Consider the following 16,644-nt stretch of genomic DNA (forward strand, 5'->3'; position numbering starts at 1 on the left):
CATGGACACGATTGACATCGGCCTTTGGGTTACGGGTGGTCTGCTGGTACTGGTGGTCGCTGGTATGCGTGTGGCCTTCGCCGCCGGTTTGGCGGGGCTTGTCGGTCTGGTGTGGGTCTTCTGGGCCAAGTTCGGCTATGATCCGGATCGGTTCGGAAAGGCGCTGACCGTCGCGGTCAAGACTGCCGGACAGGTGCCGCATTCCAAGGTGGCGTCGCACACGCTCAGCTTGATCCCCACCTTCATCCTGATCGGGTATCTGGCCTACTACGCCGGGTTGACGCGCGCCCTGTTCGAGGCCGCCAAGCGCTGGATCGCCTGGGTACCCGGTGGCCTGGCGGTGTCCACGGTCTTTGCAACCGCAGGTTTCGCAGCGGTTTCGGGGGCTTCGGTGGCCACCTCGGCCGTGTTCGCACGCATCGCCATCCCCGAGATGCTGGAGGTCGGCTACAACAAACGCTTCGCGGCCGGCGTGGTGGCCGCCGGTGGCACGCTGGCCTCGCTGATCCCGCCTTCGGCGATCCTGGTGATCTATGCGATCATCGTCGAGCAGGACGTTGGCAAACTGCTCTTGGCCGGGTTCATTCCCGGCGCTTTTTCCGCCCTGGTTTACGGGTTGCTGATCGTCGGCATTGCGATGGTTTTCAAGTCGGTCGGACCTCCGGTAACTGGCTTCACTTGGAAACAACGCTTTGCGGCGTTGCCGGGGGCCTTGCCGATCGTTGCGGTGGTCTTGATCATCATCTGCTTCGTCTACAACCCGTTTGGAGAAAATGCGTGGGGAACACCGACCGAGGGCGGAGCCATCGGTGCATTCATCGTGTTCTGCTTCGCTGTTTTCAACGGTATGCGCTGGCAGCAACTGAAATCAGCGCTGCTGGAAACCGCCAAGCTGACGGCGATGATATTCACGATCATCTGGGGCGTTCTGATCTATGTCCGGTTCCTAGGCTTCGCCGATCTGCCCGGCGCGTTCTCCGATTGGATCACGTCCTTGCACATGTCGCCCATGCTGATCCTGATCTGTATCTTGCTAGCTTACGCCGTGCTGGGCATGTTTATGGATGCGATCGGTATGCTCCTGCTGACACTGCCGGTTGTCTACCCGGCCGTCATGGCGCTGAACGGCGGTGAAGCGGTAAGCGCGGCCGACAGCACATTCGGCATGTCCGGACCCATGTGCGCGATCTGGTTCGGCATCTTGGTGGTCAAGATGGCCGAGTTCTGCCTGATCACCCCGCCAATCGGATTGAACTGTTTCGTGGTGGCAGGTGTGCGACCGGATCTGAGCGTGCAGGACGTGTTCAAGGGCGTGGCGCCGTTTTTTGTGGCTGATGCGGTCACGATTGCGCTGCTGGTCGCGTTTCCGGCAATCGTTCTCTACTTGCCCTCTCTCGCGGGCTAGGGGGGCGGCTGACCCAGCCACAACTGCATGTGCGAGGCTCTGCCTCGCGCTCCGGGATATTTTGAGCCAGATGAATTTTGCGGTGTGTCAATCCACACACTGCCGCTTGCTAGCACGGAAGGAAAGGCATGGAACTTTGGCATTCCATCCGAACGCAAGACCTTTCATCTGGCCAGAAATATCCCGGGGGGATCGCCGAAGGCGATGGGGGCAGAGCCCCCAACCAGCCCGCCGGCAAGACAGTGCCAAGGGGCTTCACTTGGCCCGCATCAGCATGCCGTAGAGATCGCGCGGATCGTCCGGGTCGGCCAGCATGTCCAAGGGCTCGAAAAACTCGGTTCCCTCGATCGCGCGTTTGACGTAGCGCAGAGCGGAGAAGTCCTCAATCGCGAAACCGACGCTGTCGAATAGAGTGATCTGACGGTCGTCACGGCGACCTTCGGCCTGACCGGTGATGACCTGCCACATCTCGGTGACCGGGTGGTCAGGGTCCAGCGCTTGAATTTCACCTTCGATCCGGGTCTGCTCGGGGTATTCCACGAATATGTCGGACCGCAGAAGGATATCGCGATGCAATTCGGTCTTGCCGGGGCAGTCGCCGCCGATCGCGTTGATGTGCACGCCCGGGCCGACCATGTTGTCGGTCAGGATGGTGGCGTATTTCTTATCGGCGGTGCAGGTGGTGATGATCTGCGCACCCTCGATCGCCTCTTCGGCCGAGCGGCACGAAACCACGTTCAAGCCGGTCCCTTGCAGGTTGGCCGCGCATTTCGCGGTGGCGGCGGGATCGATGTCATAAAGGCGAACGGTATCAATTCCACACATGGCCTTGAAGGCTAGGCACTGGAACTCGGACTGTGCGCCATTGCCGATCATCGCCATGGTGGTGGCGTTCTTGGGGGCCAGGTATTTGCCAACCAGCGCCGAGGTTGCCGCGGTGCGCAGCGCCGTCAGCATGGTCATCTCGGTCAACAGGGTCGGATACCCGGTGTACACGTCCGCAAGCAGGCCGAACGCGGTGACGGTCTGCAGGCCTTCGGATGTGTTCTTGGGGTGGCCGTTCACATATTTGAACCCATAGGCCTCGCCATCCGAAGTTGGCATCAGTTCGATCACGCCATGCGGGGAATGGGCCGGGATGCGCGGGGTCTTGTCAAAGCTCTCCCAGCGTCTGAAGTCATCCTCGATCTGGGCGGCGATCTCGGTGATCATTCTTTCGACACCGATGTGGTGGATCAGCCGCATCATGTTGTCGACGGATACGAAGGGAACAAGCGCCTTGTCGGAAGGTTGCATGGGGTCTCTCCTAGCGGCGTGACAGGTGGATGCCTGCGATCATGCAGCGCACCGACCCGCCGGCGGTTTCGATGGTGGGAACGGACAGCGGCAGCGGCGTCGCGCTGTCCTGGATGATGTCAATCTGATCGGGACGCAGCGCGGTCAAAGCCCGGCTCGACAGCGCCAGAATCAGCCCGTCACGGCCCGTCAGTTCAATGGCGTTTCCGGCGAATTCAGCGATCTGGTCGTGAGTCAGGTCGATCACCCTGCGGCCGGATTCCTCCAGCCGCGCCCGAACGGTCGCGCGCCGCTCGGGGTCGGTGATCATGTCCAGACAGATCAGGGCGTAATGCGTGCCGATCCCCATCAGCACATTGGTGTGATAGACATCGCGGCCTTGCGCGTCACGGGCCTCGAAGGCGATGGGCTCATAGTTGAAATGGGTGCAGAACCGTTCCAACAGCACCGGGTCGGCGCGGTTGGATTTGACAGTATAGGCAATGCGCCCGACGTGATCGAACACCATCGCACCGGTGCCCTCCAGTGCGAGGTTGTCCTGCTCGAGCCCTGAATAGTCGATCACGTCCTGAACGCGATAGTCGCGTTTCAGCATCTCGATCACATCCATCCGACGTTCGCGCCGACGCGAGGGGACGAACATCGGATAGATCGCCACGTGCCCGCCCGGATGGGTCGAAAACCAGTTGTTCGGAAACACGCTGTCGGGTGTGTCGTTGTCACCGAAATCGTCGAACACATGTACGGTCACGCCGGCGTGGCGCAACTGCTCGACCGCGCGGTCATGCTCGTCGCGGGCGGCGGCCGAGGTCGCCTCGGTCGAGTGGTTGGCCAGCGTCTGGAACGCGTTGTCATCTCGCGTTTCGGGATTCGAGGCAAAGGCGTGTGGCCGGATCATGACCACGGCCGAAGGGGCCTGAAGGGAGTGCATCAGAAGCTCCGGGTAATGCGGTCGAAGATGCGGCGTCCAAGCAGCGAGGCGGCCAGGTCGACCATCAGTTTCGCGGTGCGGCCGCGTTCATCCAGGAAAGGATTCAGTTCGACCAGGTCCAGCGAGCAGACCAGCCCGCTTTCGTGCAGCAATTCCATGACCAGATGCGCCTCGCGTTCGGTGGCGCCGCCGGGAACGGTGGTGCCGACGGCCGGGGCGATTGCGGGATCAAGGAAGTCCACGTCCAGCGAGACATGCAGAATACCGTTCGCGGCGCGGACGCGGTCCAGAAAGGCCATCAGCGGGGCCTTGATGCCGTGTTCGTCGATGCTGCGCATGTCGGCCAGCATGGCGCGGTCTTTCTCCAGCGCGGCGCGTTCGGCGGGATCGACCGAGCGCAGGCCGATCATGCCGACGCGGTCGGTCGGCACGGGGGCCGCCAGCGCAGGGAAGGCGTCGAACCCGGGCTGGCCGGTGAAATAGGCGACCGGCGTGCCATGCAGGTTGCCACTGCCGGTGCTGTTGGGCGTGTGAAAATCGCTGTGCGCGTCCAGCCAAAGAACGAACAGCGGGCGCCCGATCTGCTGCGCATGGGCGGCCATGCCCGAGACGGTGCCCATCGACAGGGCGTGGTCCCCGCCCATGAAGATCGGCACGCCTGTCACTGCTGCGTCCCTGGCTGCGCGGGCCAATGCGCGGGTCCAGCCGACGCATTCGGGCAGGGCAAACAGGTGGTCATGTTCGGGCAGATCAACCGGGTCGGGCTGAACATTGCCCATGTCGGTGACGCTGTGTCCAAGATCCACAAGGGCCTTGGCCAGCCCGGCAACGCGATAGGCGTCGGGGCCCATGCGGCAGCCCTGTCGCCGCTTGCCGGCATCCATCGGCGCACCGACCAGAATGAGGTGTTTTCTATCCATGTGCTCATTTATCGGCGCAGCATGGGTTGCGGGAAGAGAGCAAATTGCTCAAAAAGGAACAAGTATTTTCAATCTGGTAAGAAAAGATGGACGATCTGGACAGTCGGCTGCTGAGCGCCCTTCACCGAGACGCGCGGGCGTCTTTGTCCGAGTTGGCCGAGCTGCTGGGCGTCACCCGGACGACCGTGCGCAGCCGACTGCAGCGGCTCAAGCAATCGGGCGAGATCGTGGGTTTCACCGTCCTGACCCGTCGGGACGTCGCGCAGAGCCCGGTGCGCGGGCTGATGATGCTGGAAATCGAAGGGCGCGGGACCGAGCGGATCATGGCCCGGATCGCGGCGATGCGGCAGGTGCGGGCGGTGCATTCCACCAATGGCAGCTGGGATCTGATCGCTGAGATCGGCACCGAGACGCTGGCCGAACTGGACGAGGTTTTGTTCCAGATCCGCCGCATCGAAGGCGTCACCCGGTCCGAGACCAACCTTCTGCTGTCCACCCGCAAGGGGCGGTATTAATCGGGCGCTTTGAGCCGGGCCAAACCTGTGCCAAGCTTCGCGGGCGGCTGCTGCCACTGAGGGGGCGGCGACCGGAACGGTGGGGAGGCGCAGGATGAGTACGACCGAAACAGGCAAGCCGCCCAATCCCGAACCGTGGGTTGCACGAGTGACCGCCATACTGGAAAAACCCGTGGTGCGGGTGGCGGTGCCCGTACTGGTGACCCTGATCGCGCTGACCGTTCTGCATGATCTGGCCGGACATGTCCGCTGGTCGGATGTCAAGGCGGACATGGCGCAGACGCCATGGCGGGTGGTTGCACTGGCCGTGTTCTGGACGGCGTTCAGCTTCGTGTCCTTGTCGCTGTATGACGTCTTTGCGGTTCAGAGCGTTGCTAAGGGCAAGGTTCCGCTGCGCGTTGCCGGCCTGGCTGGGGCCTGTGGCTATGCCGTGTCGAACTGCCTCGGCTTTTCCTATATCACCGGCACGGCGATCCGCTATCGGATCTATGCTTCGCTGGGCCTCGACCTGGGGCGGGTTGCAGGGGTGATCGCGACCTCGTGGGTGGCGTTCTGGATGGGGCTGGTCCTGATCCTGGGGGGGCTGCTGGCCTTTCACCCGGACGGGATTGCACAGGTGCTGCCCATCAGCGCGCCGGTCGAAACCGCGATTGGCCTGGGGTTGCTGGCGGGCTTTGCCGCGCTGTTCCTGTGGCTGTCACGCGGCGCCCGGCGCCTGTCGGTCGCGGGGCTGGGTTTCAACCTACCGGGCGGCAGACTGGCGGGGCTTCTGACCCTCGCGGCGGTCGGAGACCTGCTGGGCGCCTCGATGGTTCTGTACGTCCTGATGCCGGATGATCTGGGGGTCGGCTATCCTCTGTTCTTCACGATCTTCATCTGCGCCATCGCCGTCGGGATTCTCAGCCATGCCCCCGGTGGGCTTGGCGTGTTCGAGGCGACGTTGATCGCCGGGCTGGGGGCCTCGGGCCGGTCAGACGTGATCGCCGCCTTGCTGCTGTACCGGGTGATCTACACCTTTTTGCCCTTTGCGATTGCCAGCTTGTCGATTGCCACAGCAACCGCCGTTGCGCATCGCCGCCGGCTGGGGGGCGCGGCGACCTGGTTCTATCGCGCCATCCGTCCCATCGTTCCGATGGCGGCTGCGGGCATCGCCGCCATGGCCGGCGCAGTGCTTCTGATTTCGGGCAGCTTGCCGGCCAGCTCGACGAAGCTGGGGATCCTGCGCGATTTTCTGCCCCTGTCCTTTGTCGAGGCATCGCATCTGGCCGGTAGCGCCATTGGCGTTTTGCTGCTGCTTGTGGCACGGGGACTGTACCGCAAACTGTACCGGGCATGGATCGTGGCCATGATCCTGATGCTGGCCGGTTTCTTCGCGTCTCTGGCCAAGGGTCTGGATACGCACGAGGCCATCGGAATGCTGGTGGCCATCGGTTTGCTGGCTCTGTTTCGCGGGGCGTTCTACCGGGTCAGCGGCGCATCCATCTTTCGACTGAACATTCCCTGGCTGGTCAGTCTGATCGCGTTGCTGGCGGTGATCTTCTGGATCGGGTTGTTTGCCTATTCCCACGTTGAATACGAAAACGCGTTGTGGTGGGAGTTTGCCTGGGACGGCGATGCCTCGCGGTTCCTGCGCTCCAGCATGGTGGTGGCGGTGATCGTCGGGGTGGTGGCCGTGAACTCGTTGTTCGGACGCACCATCCCCGCACGTCAACGCACCGAGATTCCTGCGGCGGTCGAACGTCTGGCGCTGGCCAGCGAAGACACCGAGGCGCAGATCAGCCTGACCGGCGACAAGCAGTTCCTGATCGCGCCGGATGAAAGCGCCTTTCTGGCCTATGCCGATTCCGGCAACGCGTTGATCAGCAAGGGCGAGCCTGTCGGCGATGAGGCCGCCGGCCAGCAGCTGATCTGGCAGTTGCGCGAAATGGCCGATGCCGAAGGCAAGCTCTGCGCATTTTACAGCGTGTCCACCAAGTATCTGCCTACGTTTCTGGACCTCGGGCTGTCGATCCTCAAGATCGGTGAAGTCGCCCGCGTTCCGCTGAAGGACTTCACGCTGGACGGAAAATCCCGCAAGCGGTTCCGTCAGGCCCGGAACCGGGCCGAGCGTGAAGGATATGTCTTCGAGATCATTCCCAAAGAACAGCTAGCACCAGTGCTGCCGGAGCTGCGCCAGATCTCGGATCACTGGCTGGAAGGCAAGGCGGGCGCAGAGAAGGGTTTTGCCCTGGGCGGGTTCGACGAGCAGTATTTGTCCTATTTCGATCATGCGGTTCTGAAGAACGGCGAGACAGGCAAGATCGTGGCTTTTGCCAACCTGTTTCAGGGCGGCAACAAGTCGGAATTGTCGCTGGATCTGATGCGGTACGAGCCCGACTGCCCCAGCTTTGTCATGGACGCTCTGTTCGCCGAGATGATGAACTGGGGCGCCAGCCAAGGGTTCCATTGGTTCTCGTTGGGGGCCGCGCCGTTTTCCGGGATCGAGAACCGGCAACTCGCGTCGTTGTGGAACCGGATCGGCGGCTTCGTCTACGAGCACGGTGAGCAGTTCTACCACTTCGAGGGGCTGCGCGCCTTCAAGCAAAAATTCGACCCCGAATGGAGCCCCAACTATCTGGCCAGCCCGGGCGGTCTGGCCGCGCCGCGCATCCTGTACGAGGTGAATATCCTGATCTCGGGCGGTCTGACGGGCCTGACGAAATAGCGCCTAGTTCAGACTTGCCCGTTTCGGGTCTTGCTGCAGCAGGTCACCCCAATCGGTGCGATAGGCCATCTCGGCCAGTACGGTTTCGGGCAGGAATTCCTGGTTCCGACGGATCTGCCAGCCCCCGCCCAGACCTTTGTAGACCGCGAGCAAGTTCGACGAAACCTGCTGGCGCGACTCGATCAGATTGGCTTGCGAGCGCAGAAGCGCGGTCTGCGTGTTCAGCACGCGGGAATAATCGGCGATGCCGTCACGATATTGGCTGACGGCGATGTCGGCGGCCTTGCGCACCGCGTCGATACTGCGTTGGTAATACGTCACCTTCTTGCGTGCCTCGGCCTAGGCGACCATGGCGCTTTCGACCTCGGAATAGGCGGTCAGGACGGTGTTCTGATAGTTGGCGATCAGCGCCTCATAAGCGGCGTCCTGTGCGCGCACGTTTTCTTGATCCGCCCATAGTTCAACACGTTCCAGACCACGCCGGCGCTGGCCAGACCCGTGATGCTGTTCGAACTGAACAGGTCGCGCCCGCCCGATGCCCGCAGGCCGATCGACCCCGACAGGATGAATTGCGGATACAGGTCCGCCATGGCTATGCCCACCGACGCCGATTGCGTGGCCGCGGCCAGTTCAGCGGCGCGTACGTCGGGGCGGCGGCGCAGCAGTTCGGCCGGAACACCGACGGCCACGTTCGATCTTGCCGACGGAATTCGTCCGGACGTTCCCAGCAGACCGGTCATGCGCGATGGTGTCGTGCTCAGCAGAACCGCCAGCGCGTTCTTGGCCTGCTGCAAATCGTTTTCCAGCGTCGGCACCAGCGCCTTGGTGTTGTTCAGCAGGGCAGTGGACTCCTGCACATCCAATTCCGTCGTCACACCATTGTTGAACCGCAACTGGTTCAGATCATTGGCTTCCTGTTGCAGCTTGATGTTCTCGCGCGCGACGGCCAGAGACTCCTGCAGCGCGCGGAGGTTGATGTACAGCGTGGCCACGTCGCCCGTCAGCGTCACCAGCGCGTCGTCATAGTTGGCGACCTGCAATGCCAAGTTCGACCGCGCCACCTGCACCCCGCGCCGCTGCGCCCCCCGGACATCCAGTTCCCACTGGGCGTCAAATCCCACCTGCGACGTCGAGAACTCGGTATCCCGGTTGATATCGGCAATGGGACCGAGGTTGTCGCTGATCCGGCGCCGCTCCAACGCGCCGCCCACGGCCTGAGACTGCGGATAGAGCTCCCCGAAGGCGATTCCCAGCTGCGCGAGGGCCTGCAGCACGCGCGCGCCTGCGACCTGAAGGGTCAGGTTCTGGGCATAGGCCTCGGCCACCAGCTTGTTCAGGGTCGGATCATTGAAGCTCTGCCACCATTTGACCACGGGCGCGCTGCGCGATGTCAGACCGCTGGCCTGGCTGGCGCTGGGGCTGTTGGCCTCCATCCACTGTTTCACGACCGGCGAGTTGGGGCGCACGAAATCCGGCGCGACCGGGGTGCATGCAACCAGCAACGCGGCGCTAAGCGCGGTGCCAACTAACATGCGGCGGCGGTTTCGTGGCTTGCGCGGATGGTCCGGGTTCATGTGTGTCATGCTCAGATATCCAGCGGTCGGATGAAATTGGCGAAGGAATAGAGGCGAATGTTGATGCGCCGAAGAAACTCGAAACTTTTGCTTTGCCCCGTGTAGAGGGCCACGGCCGCGTGCCCGCCAGCGGGAACGGTATGGCCTTCGGGGACGTCGACCGAGATCTGCACCGCGACGCGCCCGGGAATTTTGGGCGGCTCGAGCCCCGGCAGACACCCGGAGGGCAGGTATTGCCCTTGCCGGGTGGCCCACCAGATGGCCTCGACCTTGCCGGTCAGATTTTCACCCGGATAGAGGTCCAGCGCGACTTCGACGGGCTGACCGGGTTCGACGTATTTCAGGTTCTGCTGACGAAAGGTGGCGAGTATATAGGGCGAATCCTCGGTCACGAAGCTGGCGATGGCCCCCAGGCGGATATCGCCGACCACAAGGCCGGGACGGACCTGTTGCGAGACGATCATGCCGTTTTCGGGGGCGTAGATCGTCGTAGTGTCCAGGAAATACTGTGCTTCGGCCAACTGCGCCTTGGCCTGAAGGATACCGGTGTTCACTCCGTCGATCTGTGATTCCTGCGCAAGTTGCGCCTTTCTAAGATTGGCCTCGGCCTGTTTGACCGCAGCCTGATCTTCGGTTACCTGCTCGGTCCAGCGGTCCAACTCGTCCTGGCGCGCGCCCTCGGCAGGCACAAGGTTTTCATAGCGCGCCTTCTGCGTCATCGTATAGGCCAGCTGGGTATTGGCACGCTCCACCGCCTCGGTCGAGGCGAATACGTCCTGTTCAAGGATTTTGGCGTTTTGCTCGGCAGCCACCAGTTGGGCCTGCGCGTGCTCGACCGCCAGCTTGAATACCGTGTTATCGAAGCGGTACAGCGGATCGCCCTTGGTGATGGGCGTGTTGGGTTTGATCAGAACTTCGGTCAGGATGGTCGGCTGGGTCAGTTTCGGGACGATCTGGATGGTGGACCGCACAACGTGCCTGTTGATCGAGAAGGGCCGAATAAACCGCAGCGCGACAAGGAAGATCAGCAGCAGATGGGCGCCGACCCAAAACGACACGGTTCCCCATACGATGTTGAACTTGAGCCATTGTGCCTTGAAGAAAATAACCAGACAAAATGAATTAGAAAAGCGTGATGCCGAGGGCGACGAACATGGTGTTTTGGGTCCTTTGGCTTCAGCCTTCCTTCGGCGCCACGGGCGCTTGGTACTCGTCCTTGACCTGTCCGCCAAGGCGTTCGATCTCCTTGCGGATCGCGTCTCGCTTGCCCTCGGGCAGGCGGCGGATGTCGACCGTCATCCCGTTGTGGTAGGCCCAGATGAAGGCATGGACCCAGGGGATCACGGCCAGGAAACCCATCCATCCCATCAGATTGACGGCTTCGGCATGGGGGTGGTTCCGCTTGATCGCGATCCGGCCGGGCAGGCCCATGATGAACAGAAACAGCGCCATCACCGCCGCCAGCAATAGGATCAGCGCGACGAATGTCAGATAGTCGTAGAAGCCCAGCGGCTGTCCCAGCAGTCCCATCTTCGCGCCTTCTTCGGGGCCGGTGGCCCCGTCGTCAGTTTCCCGGGTCCAAGTCGTCAATCAGTTTGTAGCTGGTCGGCGGGTCGGCGCAGATGCCCGGACCGCATTCCAGCAGCGTCGAACCAGCGTTCAGCACCGCAAGACCCAGCATGATAAAGAACGCGACCTTCGCCAGCTTGTTGCCGCCAAAGCGTGGCAGGGAGCGGCGGTCCTCGACATATTGCCGGTCGAACATCAGCATGATCGCAGTGCCCAGCAGGATCAGGAAAAAGCAGATCGCGGCCCAGGTGTAGTAGTGCAGGCCCAGAACCGGAGACCCATAGTGCCCGGTACCCGGCACGATATGCAGCAGGATCTGCCGGACCGAGACGCTGCCGCCATAGAGTGCCGCGATCAGCATTATCGCATAGTGCTGCGGTCGCGGCCCATACAGCAGGTTCAGCCCCAGCCCGACGCCCACCGCCACGAAACCCACCCGTTGCAGCAGGCACAGCGGACAGGGCAGTTCGTAAAGCGCCAACTGATAGACATAGGCCAGCACCAGCACTAGGCTGACGGCCAGCATGCCGATGGCATTCAACATACGGGACAGGTCCGGTGTCATCGGCGCCTCCTACAGCTGAATGGTCAGTTGGCTGGTGGCGTGGTATTTCAGCCAATAGACGCTCAACGCCAGCGTGAAGAAGAACACGGCGGTGCCGATCCGGGGTCTTCCAAAGTAATTCAAGGCCATCACGGCCGCCAAAAGCGCAAACAAAAGTGCGATCATGGCCCGGTCCTCCCTTCCCGTGCGATGATGCAGTTCACGCGATAGTGGCAGGCGGTCGGCGATCTGGCAAGCTTTGCCGGCGATGGCCTTGCGCGGCCGTCAGCGGCAGATCACCAGGCGGGTCTGCCATTCCTTGCAGCGGTCTGGCAGCGGCGCCGGGGGGGTGGCGTCGGTGTAGAAGGCGTCGATTTCGGCCAGCGAGGCGATGCGGGCAGGCGCCGAGCGTTGGAACTTTGACCCATCCGCCACCAGCCACACCCGCCGGGCCTGGGCGATGATCGTTTGGCTGACACTAACCTCTTGAAAATCGAAATCCAGCAGGTCGCCTTCGGCATCCACGGCAGAACAGCCGATGATCGCGTGATCGAACTTGAACTGGCGGATCGTGTTCACGGTGAGATTCCCAATCAAACCGCCATCGGCGCGGCGCAGAATGCCGCCGGCCACGACGATCTGGCAGTCGGGGTTCTCGACCAGGATGTTGGCGACGTTCATGTTGTTGGTGACCACCATCAGGTTCCTGTGGCCCAGCAACTGGCGCGCGACGGCCTCGGTCGACGTTCCGATATTTAGAAACACCGAGGCGCCATCGGGGATGTCGGCCGCGCAGCGCCGGGCAATGCGGGCCTTGGCCTCTTCGTTCAGGTCGCGCCGGTCCTCATAGCCGATATTGGTCACGCCCGACCTCAGCACCGCACCGCCATGCACGCGGTCCAGCTTGCCGGCCTCGGCCAGTTCGGTCAGATCGCGGCGGATGGTCTGGACCGTGACGCCGAAGCGCTCGGCCAGGTGATCAACCGAAACGCGCCCGTTCCGTTTGGCCAGTTCAAGGATGTCGGTTTGGCGAAAGGACAGCGACATGGGGGCTCCGATCCGAGGCTGTGTTCGGTTTTGGTCGTTTTTGTGTGATTTCGCAAGCCTGTATCGGTGCGCGCCCCATTCGATAGTGCCAAAACTCTGGGGAAAATCCTGTATTCCAAGTTCCTCGACGGGGGGTGCAAGGAAGAAAAGCGAACACAAACCTTGACCAAACGAACCACGATGACGTTAATGCGCGCATCTCCCGGGCAATATGGAATCACGCTCAGATGGCACAGGACGACACCCCGATCACCGATCTTTTCATCATTGGCGGCGGCATCAACGGATGCGGTATTGCCCGCGACGCAGCAGGCCGCGGCCTGTCGGTGGCGCTGGCCGAAATGAACGACCTGGCCTCGGCCACGTCTTCGGCCTCGACCAAGCTGTTCCACGGGGGGTTGCGATATCTGGAATATTTCGAGTTCCGCCTGGTGCGCGAGGCGTTGATCGAGCGTGAAACCCTGCTGCGCGCCATGCCGCATATCAGTTGGCCGATGCGGTTCGTGCTGCCCTATCACCCCGACATGCGGTTCGACTCGGAAACTCCGACGTCGCGCCTTTTGGGGACCGTCATGCCATGGATGAAGGGGCGCCGACCTGCTTGGCTGATCCGTCTGGGTCTGTTCATGTATGACCACTTGGGCGGGCGCAAGATCCTGCCTGGCACGACCTATTTGAACCTGTGCACCGCGCCCGAGGGGGCGCCGCTGCAGGACCGGTTCGAAACCGCCTATGAATACTCGGACTGCTGGGTCGAGGATTCCCGTCTGGTGGTTCTGAATGCCCGCGACGCCGAGGCGCGCGGGGCGCGGATCATGGTGCGCACCAAGGTCTTGTCGGCCGAGCGGGCCGAGGGCGTCTGGCGGATCACCGTGCAGGATTGCGACAGCGGCGAGACCCGCGAGATGCGCGCCCGGATGCTGATCAACGCGGGCGGGCCTTGGGTGGGCGACATCATCCGCACCAAGATCCGCTCGAATTCGCGCGAAGGGGTCCGGCTGGTGCGGGGCAGCCATATCGTGGTGCCGCGCCTGTATGACCATGACAAATGCTATTTCTTCCAAGGCGAGGACGGCCGCATCATCTTCGCCATCCCCTACGAGCAGGATTTCACCCTGATCGGGACCACCGACCAGGACCACCCCGATCCGTCCGAACCGCCCGTCTGCAGCGAGGCCGAGCAGGACTATCTGTGCGCCTTCGCGTCAAAATACTTCAAACAGCCCGTAACGCGGGAGCAGATCGTCTGGACCTATTCGGGTGTGCGGCCCCTGTATGACGACGGTGCGCAAAGCGCCACGGCGGCGACGCGGGACTATACGCTGAAGGTGGATGCCGAGGGTGGTGCGCCGGTTCTGAACATTTTCGGGGGAAAGATCACCACCTATCGCCGGCTGGCCGAAAGCGCGATGGACAAGGTTGCCGAGCATTTCCCGGACCTGCCCGGCCCCTGGACCGCGGGCGTTGCCCTGCCGGGCGGTGATTTCCCTGTTGAAGGGGTGCAAGGACTGATCGACGGATTGATGGCCGATTACGCCTTTCTGACCCAAGGCTGGGCGCGTCGGTTGGTGCGCGCCTATGGTACTGAGGCCCGGCTGATCCTGGGCGATGCAATATCCGCCGCGGATCTGGGCGAAGATTTTGGGGCGACGCTGACCGAACGCGAAGTGGTCTGGCTGATGGACAAGGAATACGCCCGCACCGCGCAGGACGTGATCTGGCGGCGCAACAAGCTGGGCCTGCGACTGAGCGCCGATCAGGTCGCGCGGCTGGACGCGTGGATGCAGGTGCGCCGTCAGGCGGAACCCGCGCTGGCGGGCTGATGAAATTGTGGTTGCCCAAAAAACGCCCCGCATCAGCGGGGCGGTTTTTGTTCCTAGTCCGCCGGGAACTCAGGCCGTTTCCTCGGATGGCCCCGAACCCTTGCTGCCCTTGATCCATTCCCGCAGCCCCTGCATGACGGCATAGAGAACCGGAACCACGATCACGCCGACCAGCGTTGCCGCCAACATGCCGCCGAACACGGCCACGCCGATGGCCTTCTGGCTGGCCGCACCGGCCCCGCTGGCCGCCAGCAGCGGCACGACGCCCAGTAGGAAGGACAGCGCCGTCATCATCACGGCCCGGAACCGCTGATGCGCGGCCTCGGCGGCGGCCTCTTTGATGGACAAGCCCTTGGCGCGCTGCTCCATCGCGAATTCAACGATCAGAATGCCGTTTTTCGATGCAAGCCCCACCAGCATGATCATCCCGATCTGCGTGTAGAGGTTGATGTCGCTGCCCACGATCGCCACCGCCGCGACCGCGCCGAACAGGGCGACGATCACCGACAGCAGGATCGAAACCGGCATGGTCCAGCTTTCGTATTGCCCCACCAGGAACAGATAGCCGAACAGGATCGCCAGCCCCAGGATCACCACGACCAGCCCGCCTGAGGCCAGCTGCTGCTGGGCCGTACCGGTCCATTCGAACGCATAACCGGGGGGCAGGGCGGTGGCTGATTCCTCGGTCATCACGGCGATGGCGTCACCGGTCGACAGCCCTTCGGCCGGCACCGCAGTCACCGTGGCCGAGCGGAACAGGTTGTGCCGCTTCAGCAATACTGGCCCCAGCACGTTTTCCACGTCGATCAGCGTGCCCAACGGAACCATCTTGCCCTCATTCGAACGTACATACAGGTTGGAGATGTCCTCGACATTGTCGCGATACGACCCCTCGGCCTGGATCATCACGCGATAGACGCGGCCGAACAGGTTGAAGTCGTTGACATAATACGACCCCAACTGCGCCTGCATGGTCTGGAAGATCTCGGCGACCGAGACCTGCAGCGTCTTGGCCTTCTCGCGATCCAGATCCACGAACAACTGAGGCACGTTGGCCCGGAAGGTCGTGTAGGCTTGGCCGATTTCCGGCCTCTGGTTGGCGGCATAGACAAAGGACCCGACCGCCGACGCGAGATCCTGAGGCGAGCCGCCTCCGGTTTGCTGCACCTCCATTTCCACGCCGGCCGACATGCCCAAACCCTGGATCGGTGGCGGGTTAAAGGCCACGATCGAGGCGGCGGATTCACCATTGGCGATGGCCAGCACCTTCTGCAGGATGGCGTCGGCGCTCAGGTCTTCATCTTGGCGGTCGTCCCAGTTGTCGAGGTTCGCGAAAATCGCTGCGCCATTGGTGATGGTGCCGTTGAGCATCGAAAAACCGTTGATCAGCACGGTATTGGCCACGCCGGGGATCTGGCGGATCTGGTCGTCGACGCGCTTGGTCACGGCCTCGGTCCGTTCCAGGGTGGCCGCGTCGGGCAGTTGGATGTCGACGAACAGGTAACCGTTGTCTTCGAGCGGGAGGAAGCCGCTGGAGGTGTTCGACATGATCGTGACCCCGCCAAAGCCGAACCCGGCCACGATTGCCAAGGACACTGCCGGGACGATCAGCAGCTTGCGCACGATGGCCACATAGCCCGCGCGCATCGAGCCGATAAACCCCTCGAACGCGGCCAGCAGCCCCTTGGGCGGGCCGGACCGCGCCCGCAAGACCATTCCGCACAAGGCCGGAGACAGCGTCAGCGCGTTGATCGACGAGATCACGACCGCGGTGGAAATGGTGACCGCGAACTGGGAATACAGCCGCCCCGAGATCCCGGGCATGAAGGTCACGGGCACGAACACCGCCAACAGGACAAGCGTGGTCGCGATGACAGGGCCGGTGATCTGGCCCATCGCCTTGCGCGTCGCTTCGGCGGGCGGCAGGCCTTCTTCGGCGATGATGCGTTCCACGTTCTCGACCACCACGATGGCGTCATCGACCACGATGCCGATGGCCAGCACCAGCGCGAACAGAGAGATCGTGTTCAGCGACATGCCGAACAGCAGCAGGAACGCGAAGGTTCCGATCAGCGAAACCGGAATGGCCACTGCCGGAATGATCGTGGCCCGCCAACTGCCCAAAAACACGAACACGACCGAGATCACCAGGATGAAGGTCAGGATCAGGGTCGAAACCACATCGTTCAAGGATTGTTCGACGAAATCGGTGGTATTGAACGGAATCGCGTATTCCACATCCGTCGGGAAGGCGCGCGACAGGCGCTCCAGTTCCGCCTCGACCCGCTCGGAGACGGCCAGCGCGTTGGCGCCGGG

General features: G+C 62.6%; 15 protein-coding genes. 4 read left to right on the forward strand and 11 right to left on the reverse strand.

What is annotated here, in order from left to right; all coding sequences use genetic code 11:
- Window position 1 precedes the first annotated feature (1 nt).
- Window positions 2–1,405 carry a TRAP transporter large permease gene (locus tag AC2FM3_RS05480; protein ID WP_496679719.1) on the forward strand — a complete coding sequence of 468 codons (1,404 nt, stop codon included), beginning with the start codon at window positions 2–4 and terminating at the stop codon, window positions 1,403–1,405.
- Between the two features lie 255 nt (window positions 1,406–1,660).
- Here AC2FM3_RS05480 and ocd read toward each other — a convergent pair whose 3' ends face one another.
- From ocd to rocF, 3 genes are read right to left on the reverse strand one after another with little or no spacing between them, the layout of a single operon-like run.
- Window positions 1,661–2,701, reverse strand: coding sequence for an ornithine cyclodeaminase (gene ocd / locus AC2FM3_RS05485; protein WP_496679721.1), 1,041 nt, complete (start codon window positions 2,699–2,701; stop codon window positions 1,661–1,663).
- Between the two features lie 10 nt (window positions 2,702–2,711).
- The gene (gene ctlX / locus AC2FM3_RS05490) at window positions 2,712–3,632 is read right to left on the reverse strand and encodes a citrulline utilization hydrolase CtlX (RefSeq protein ID WP_496679723.1); all 921 of its coding nucleotides are present in this window, start codon (window positions 3,630–3,632) and stop codon (window positions 2,712–2,714) included.
- Window positions 3,632–4,552, reverse strand: coding sequence for an arginase (gene rocF, locus AC2FM3_RS05495; RefSeq protein WP_496679725.1), 921 nt, complete (start codon window positions 4,550–4,552; stop codon window positions 3,632–3,634). Before rocF ends, ctlX begins: the two co-directional genes overlap by 1 nt.
- An 86-nt stretch (window positions 4,553–4,638) precedes the next feature.
- Here rocF and AC2FM3_RS05500 point away from each other — a divergent pair, with 86 nt between their 5' ends.
- On the forward strand, window positions 4,639–5,067 hold the full coding sequence (locus tag AC2FM3_RS05500) for an Lrp/AsnC family transcriptional regulator (protein WP_005983707.1): 429 nt from the start codon (window positions 4,639–4,641) through the stop codon (window positions 5,065–5,067).
- A 94-nt stretch (window positions 5,068–5,161) separates the two neighbouring features.
- Complete coding sequence (mprF, locus tag AC2FM3_RS05505) at window positions 5,162–7,771, forward strand: bifunctional lysylphosphatidylglycerol flippase/synthetase MprF (RefSeq protein WP_496679727.1); 2,610 nt, start codon at window positions 5,162–5,164, stop codon at window positions 7,769–7,771.
- A gap of 3 nt (window positions 7,772–7,774) precedes the next feature.
- Here the strand turns inward: mprF and AC2FM3_RS05510 are convergent, their stop codons facing one another.
- The 7 genes from AC2FM3_RS05510 to AC2FM3_RS05540 form a co-directional block, all read right to left on the reverse strand.
- The gene (locus tag AC2FM3_RS05510; protein WP_496679730.1) at window positions 7,775–8,092 is read right to left on the reverse strand and encodes a TolC family protein; all 318 of its coding nucleotides are present in this window, start codon (window positions 8,090–8,092) and stop codon (window positions 7,775–7,777) included.
- 83 nt (window positions 8,093–8,175) lie between these two features.
- The gene (locus tag AC2FM3_RS05515) at window positions 8,176–9,354 is read right to left on the reverse strand and encodes an efflux transporter outer membrane subunit (RefSeq protein WP_496679731.1); all 1,179 of its coding nucleotides are present in this window, start codon (window positions 9,352–9,354) and stop codon (window positions 8,176–8,178) included.
- Window positions 9,355–9,356: 2 nt separating this feature from the next.
- Entirely contained in the window at window positions 9,357–10,403 is a 1,047-nt protein-coding gene (locus AC2FM3_RS05520; RefSeq protein ID WP_496679733.1) for an HlyD family secretion protein, read from the reverse strand.
- A 118-nt stretch (window positions 10,404–10,521) separates the two neighbouring features.
- Entirely contained in the window at window positions 10,522–10,935 is a 414-nt protein-coding gene (locus AC2FM3_RS05525) for a DUF3302 domain-containing protein (protein ID WP_496679736.1), read from the reverse strand.
- Window positions 10,910–11,479 (reverse strand): disulfide bond formation protein B, encoded by a 570-nt coding sequence (locus tag AC2FM3_RS05530; protein WP_496679738.1) that lies wholly within the window; start codon window positions 11,477–11,479, stop codon window positions 10,910–10,912. The genes AC2FM3_RS05525 and AC2FM3_RS05530 overlap by 26 nt, the downstream gene beginning before the upstream one ends.
- 9 nt (window positions 11,480–11,488) lie before the next feature.
- On the reverse strand, window positions 11,489–11,644 hold the full coding sequence (locus AC2FM3_RS05535; RefSeq protein WP_490362420.1) for a DUF5993 family protein: 156 nt from the start codon (window positions 11,642–11,644) through the stop codon (window positions 11,489–11,491).
- Between the two features lie 99 nt (window positions 11,645–11,743).
- Window positions 11,744–12,505: a DeoR/GlpR family DNA-binding transcription regulator gene (locus tag AC2FM3_RS05540; protein WP_496679741.1), complete on the reverse strand. Its 762-nt coding sequence runs from the start codon at window positions 12,503–12,505 to the stop codon at window positions 11,744–11,746.
- Between the two features lie 227 nt (window positions 12,506–12,732).
- On the opposite strand from AC2FM3_RS05540, the gene glpD reads away from it, so the two are divergent.
- Complete coding sequence (gene glpD, locus AC2FM3_RS05545) at window positions 12,733–14,328, forward strand: glycerol-3-phosphate dehydrogenase (RefSeq protein ID WP_496679743.1); 1,596 nt, start codon at window positions 12,733–12,735, stop codon at window positions 14,326–14,328.
- A gap of 69 nt (window positions 14,329–14,397) precedes the next feature.
- Here the strand turns inward: glpD and AC2FM3_RS05550 are convergent.
- The coding region (locus tag AC2FM3_RS05550; protein ID WP_496679746.1) for an efflux RND transporter permease subunit at window positions 14,398–16,644 on the reverse strand (2,247 nt) is incomplete at its 5' end.

It is taken from the genome of Ruegeria sp. BHSB172 (genome assembly GCF_059613165.1).

Bases quoted from the DNA above. Each gene is read 5' to 3' on its own strand.
- AC2FM3_RS05480 (WP_496679719.1), top strand. From the start codon at position 2: ATGGACACGATTGACATCGGCCTTTGGGTTACGGGTGGTCTGCTGGTA.
- ocd (WP_496679721.1), bottom strand. From the start codon at position 2,701: ATGCAACCTTCCGACAAGGCGCTTGTTCCCTTCGTATCCGTCGACAAC.
- ctlX (WP_496679723.1), bottom strand. From the start codon at position 3,632: ATGCACTCCCTTCAGGCCCCTTCGGCCGTGGTCATGATCCGGCCACAC.
- rocF (WP_496679725.1), bottom strand. From the start codon at position 4,552: ATGGATAGAAAACACCTCATTCTGGTCGGTGCGCCGATGGATGCCGGC.
- AC2FM3_RS05500 (WP_005983707.1), top strand. From the start codon at position 4,639: ATGGACGATCTGGACAGTCGGCTGCTGAGCGCCCTTCACCGAGACGCG.
- mprF (WP_496679727.1), top strand. From the start codon at position 5,162: ATGAGTACGACCGAAACAGGCAAGCCGCCCAATCCCGAACCGTGGGTT.
- AC2FM3_RS05515 (WP_496679731.1), bottom strand. From the start codon at position 9,354: ATGACACACATGAACCCGGACCATCCGCGCAAGCCACGAAACCGCCGC.
- AC2FM3_RS05530 (WP_496679738.1), bottom strand. From the start codon at position 11,479: ATGACACCGGACCTGTCCCGTATGTTGAATGCCATCGGCATGCTGGCC.
- AC2FM3_RS05535 (WP_490362420.1), bottom strand. From the start codon at position 11,644: ATGATCGCACTTTTGTTTGCGCTTTTGGCGGCCGTGATGGCCTTGAAT.
- AC2FM3_RS05540 (WP_496679741.1), bottom strand. From the start codon at position 12,505: ATGTCGCTGTCCTTTCGCCAAACCGACATCCTTGAACTGGCCAAACGG.
- glpD (WP_496679743.1), top strand. From the start codon at position 12,733: ATGGCACAGGACGACACCCCGATCACCGATCTTTTCATCATTGGCGGC.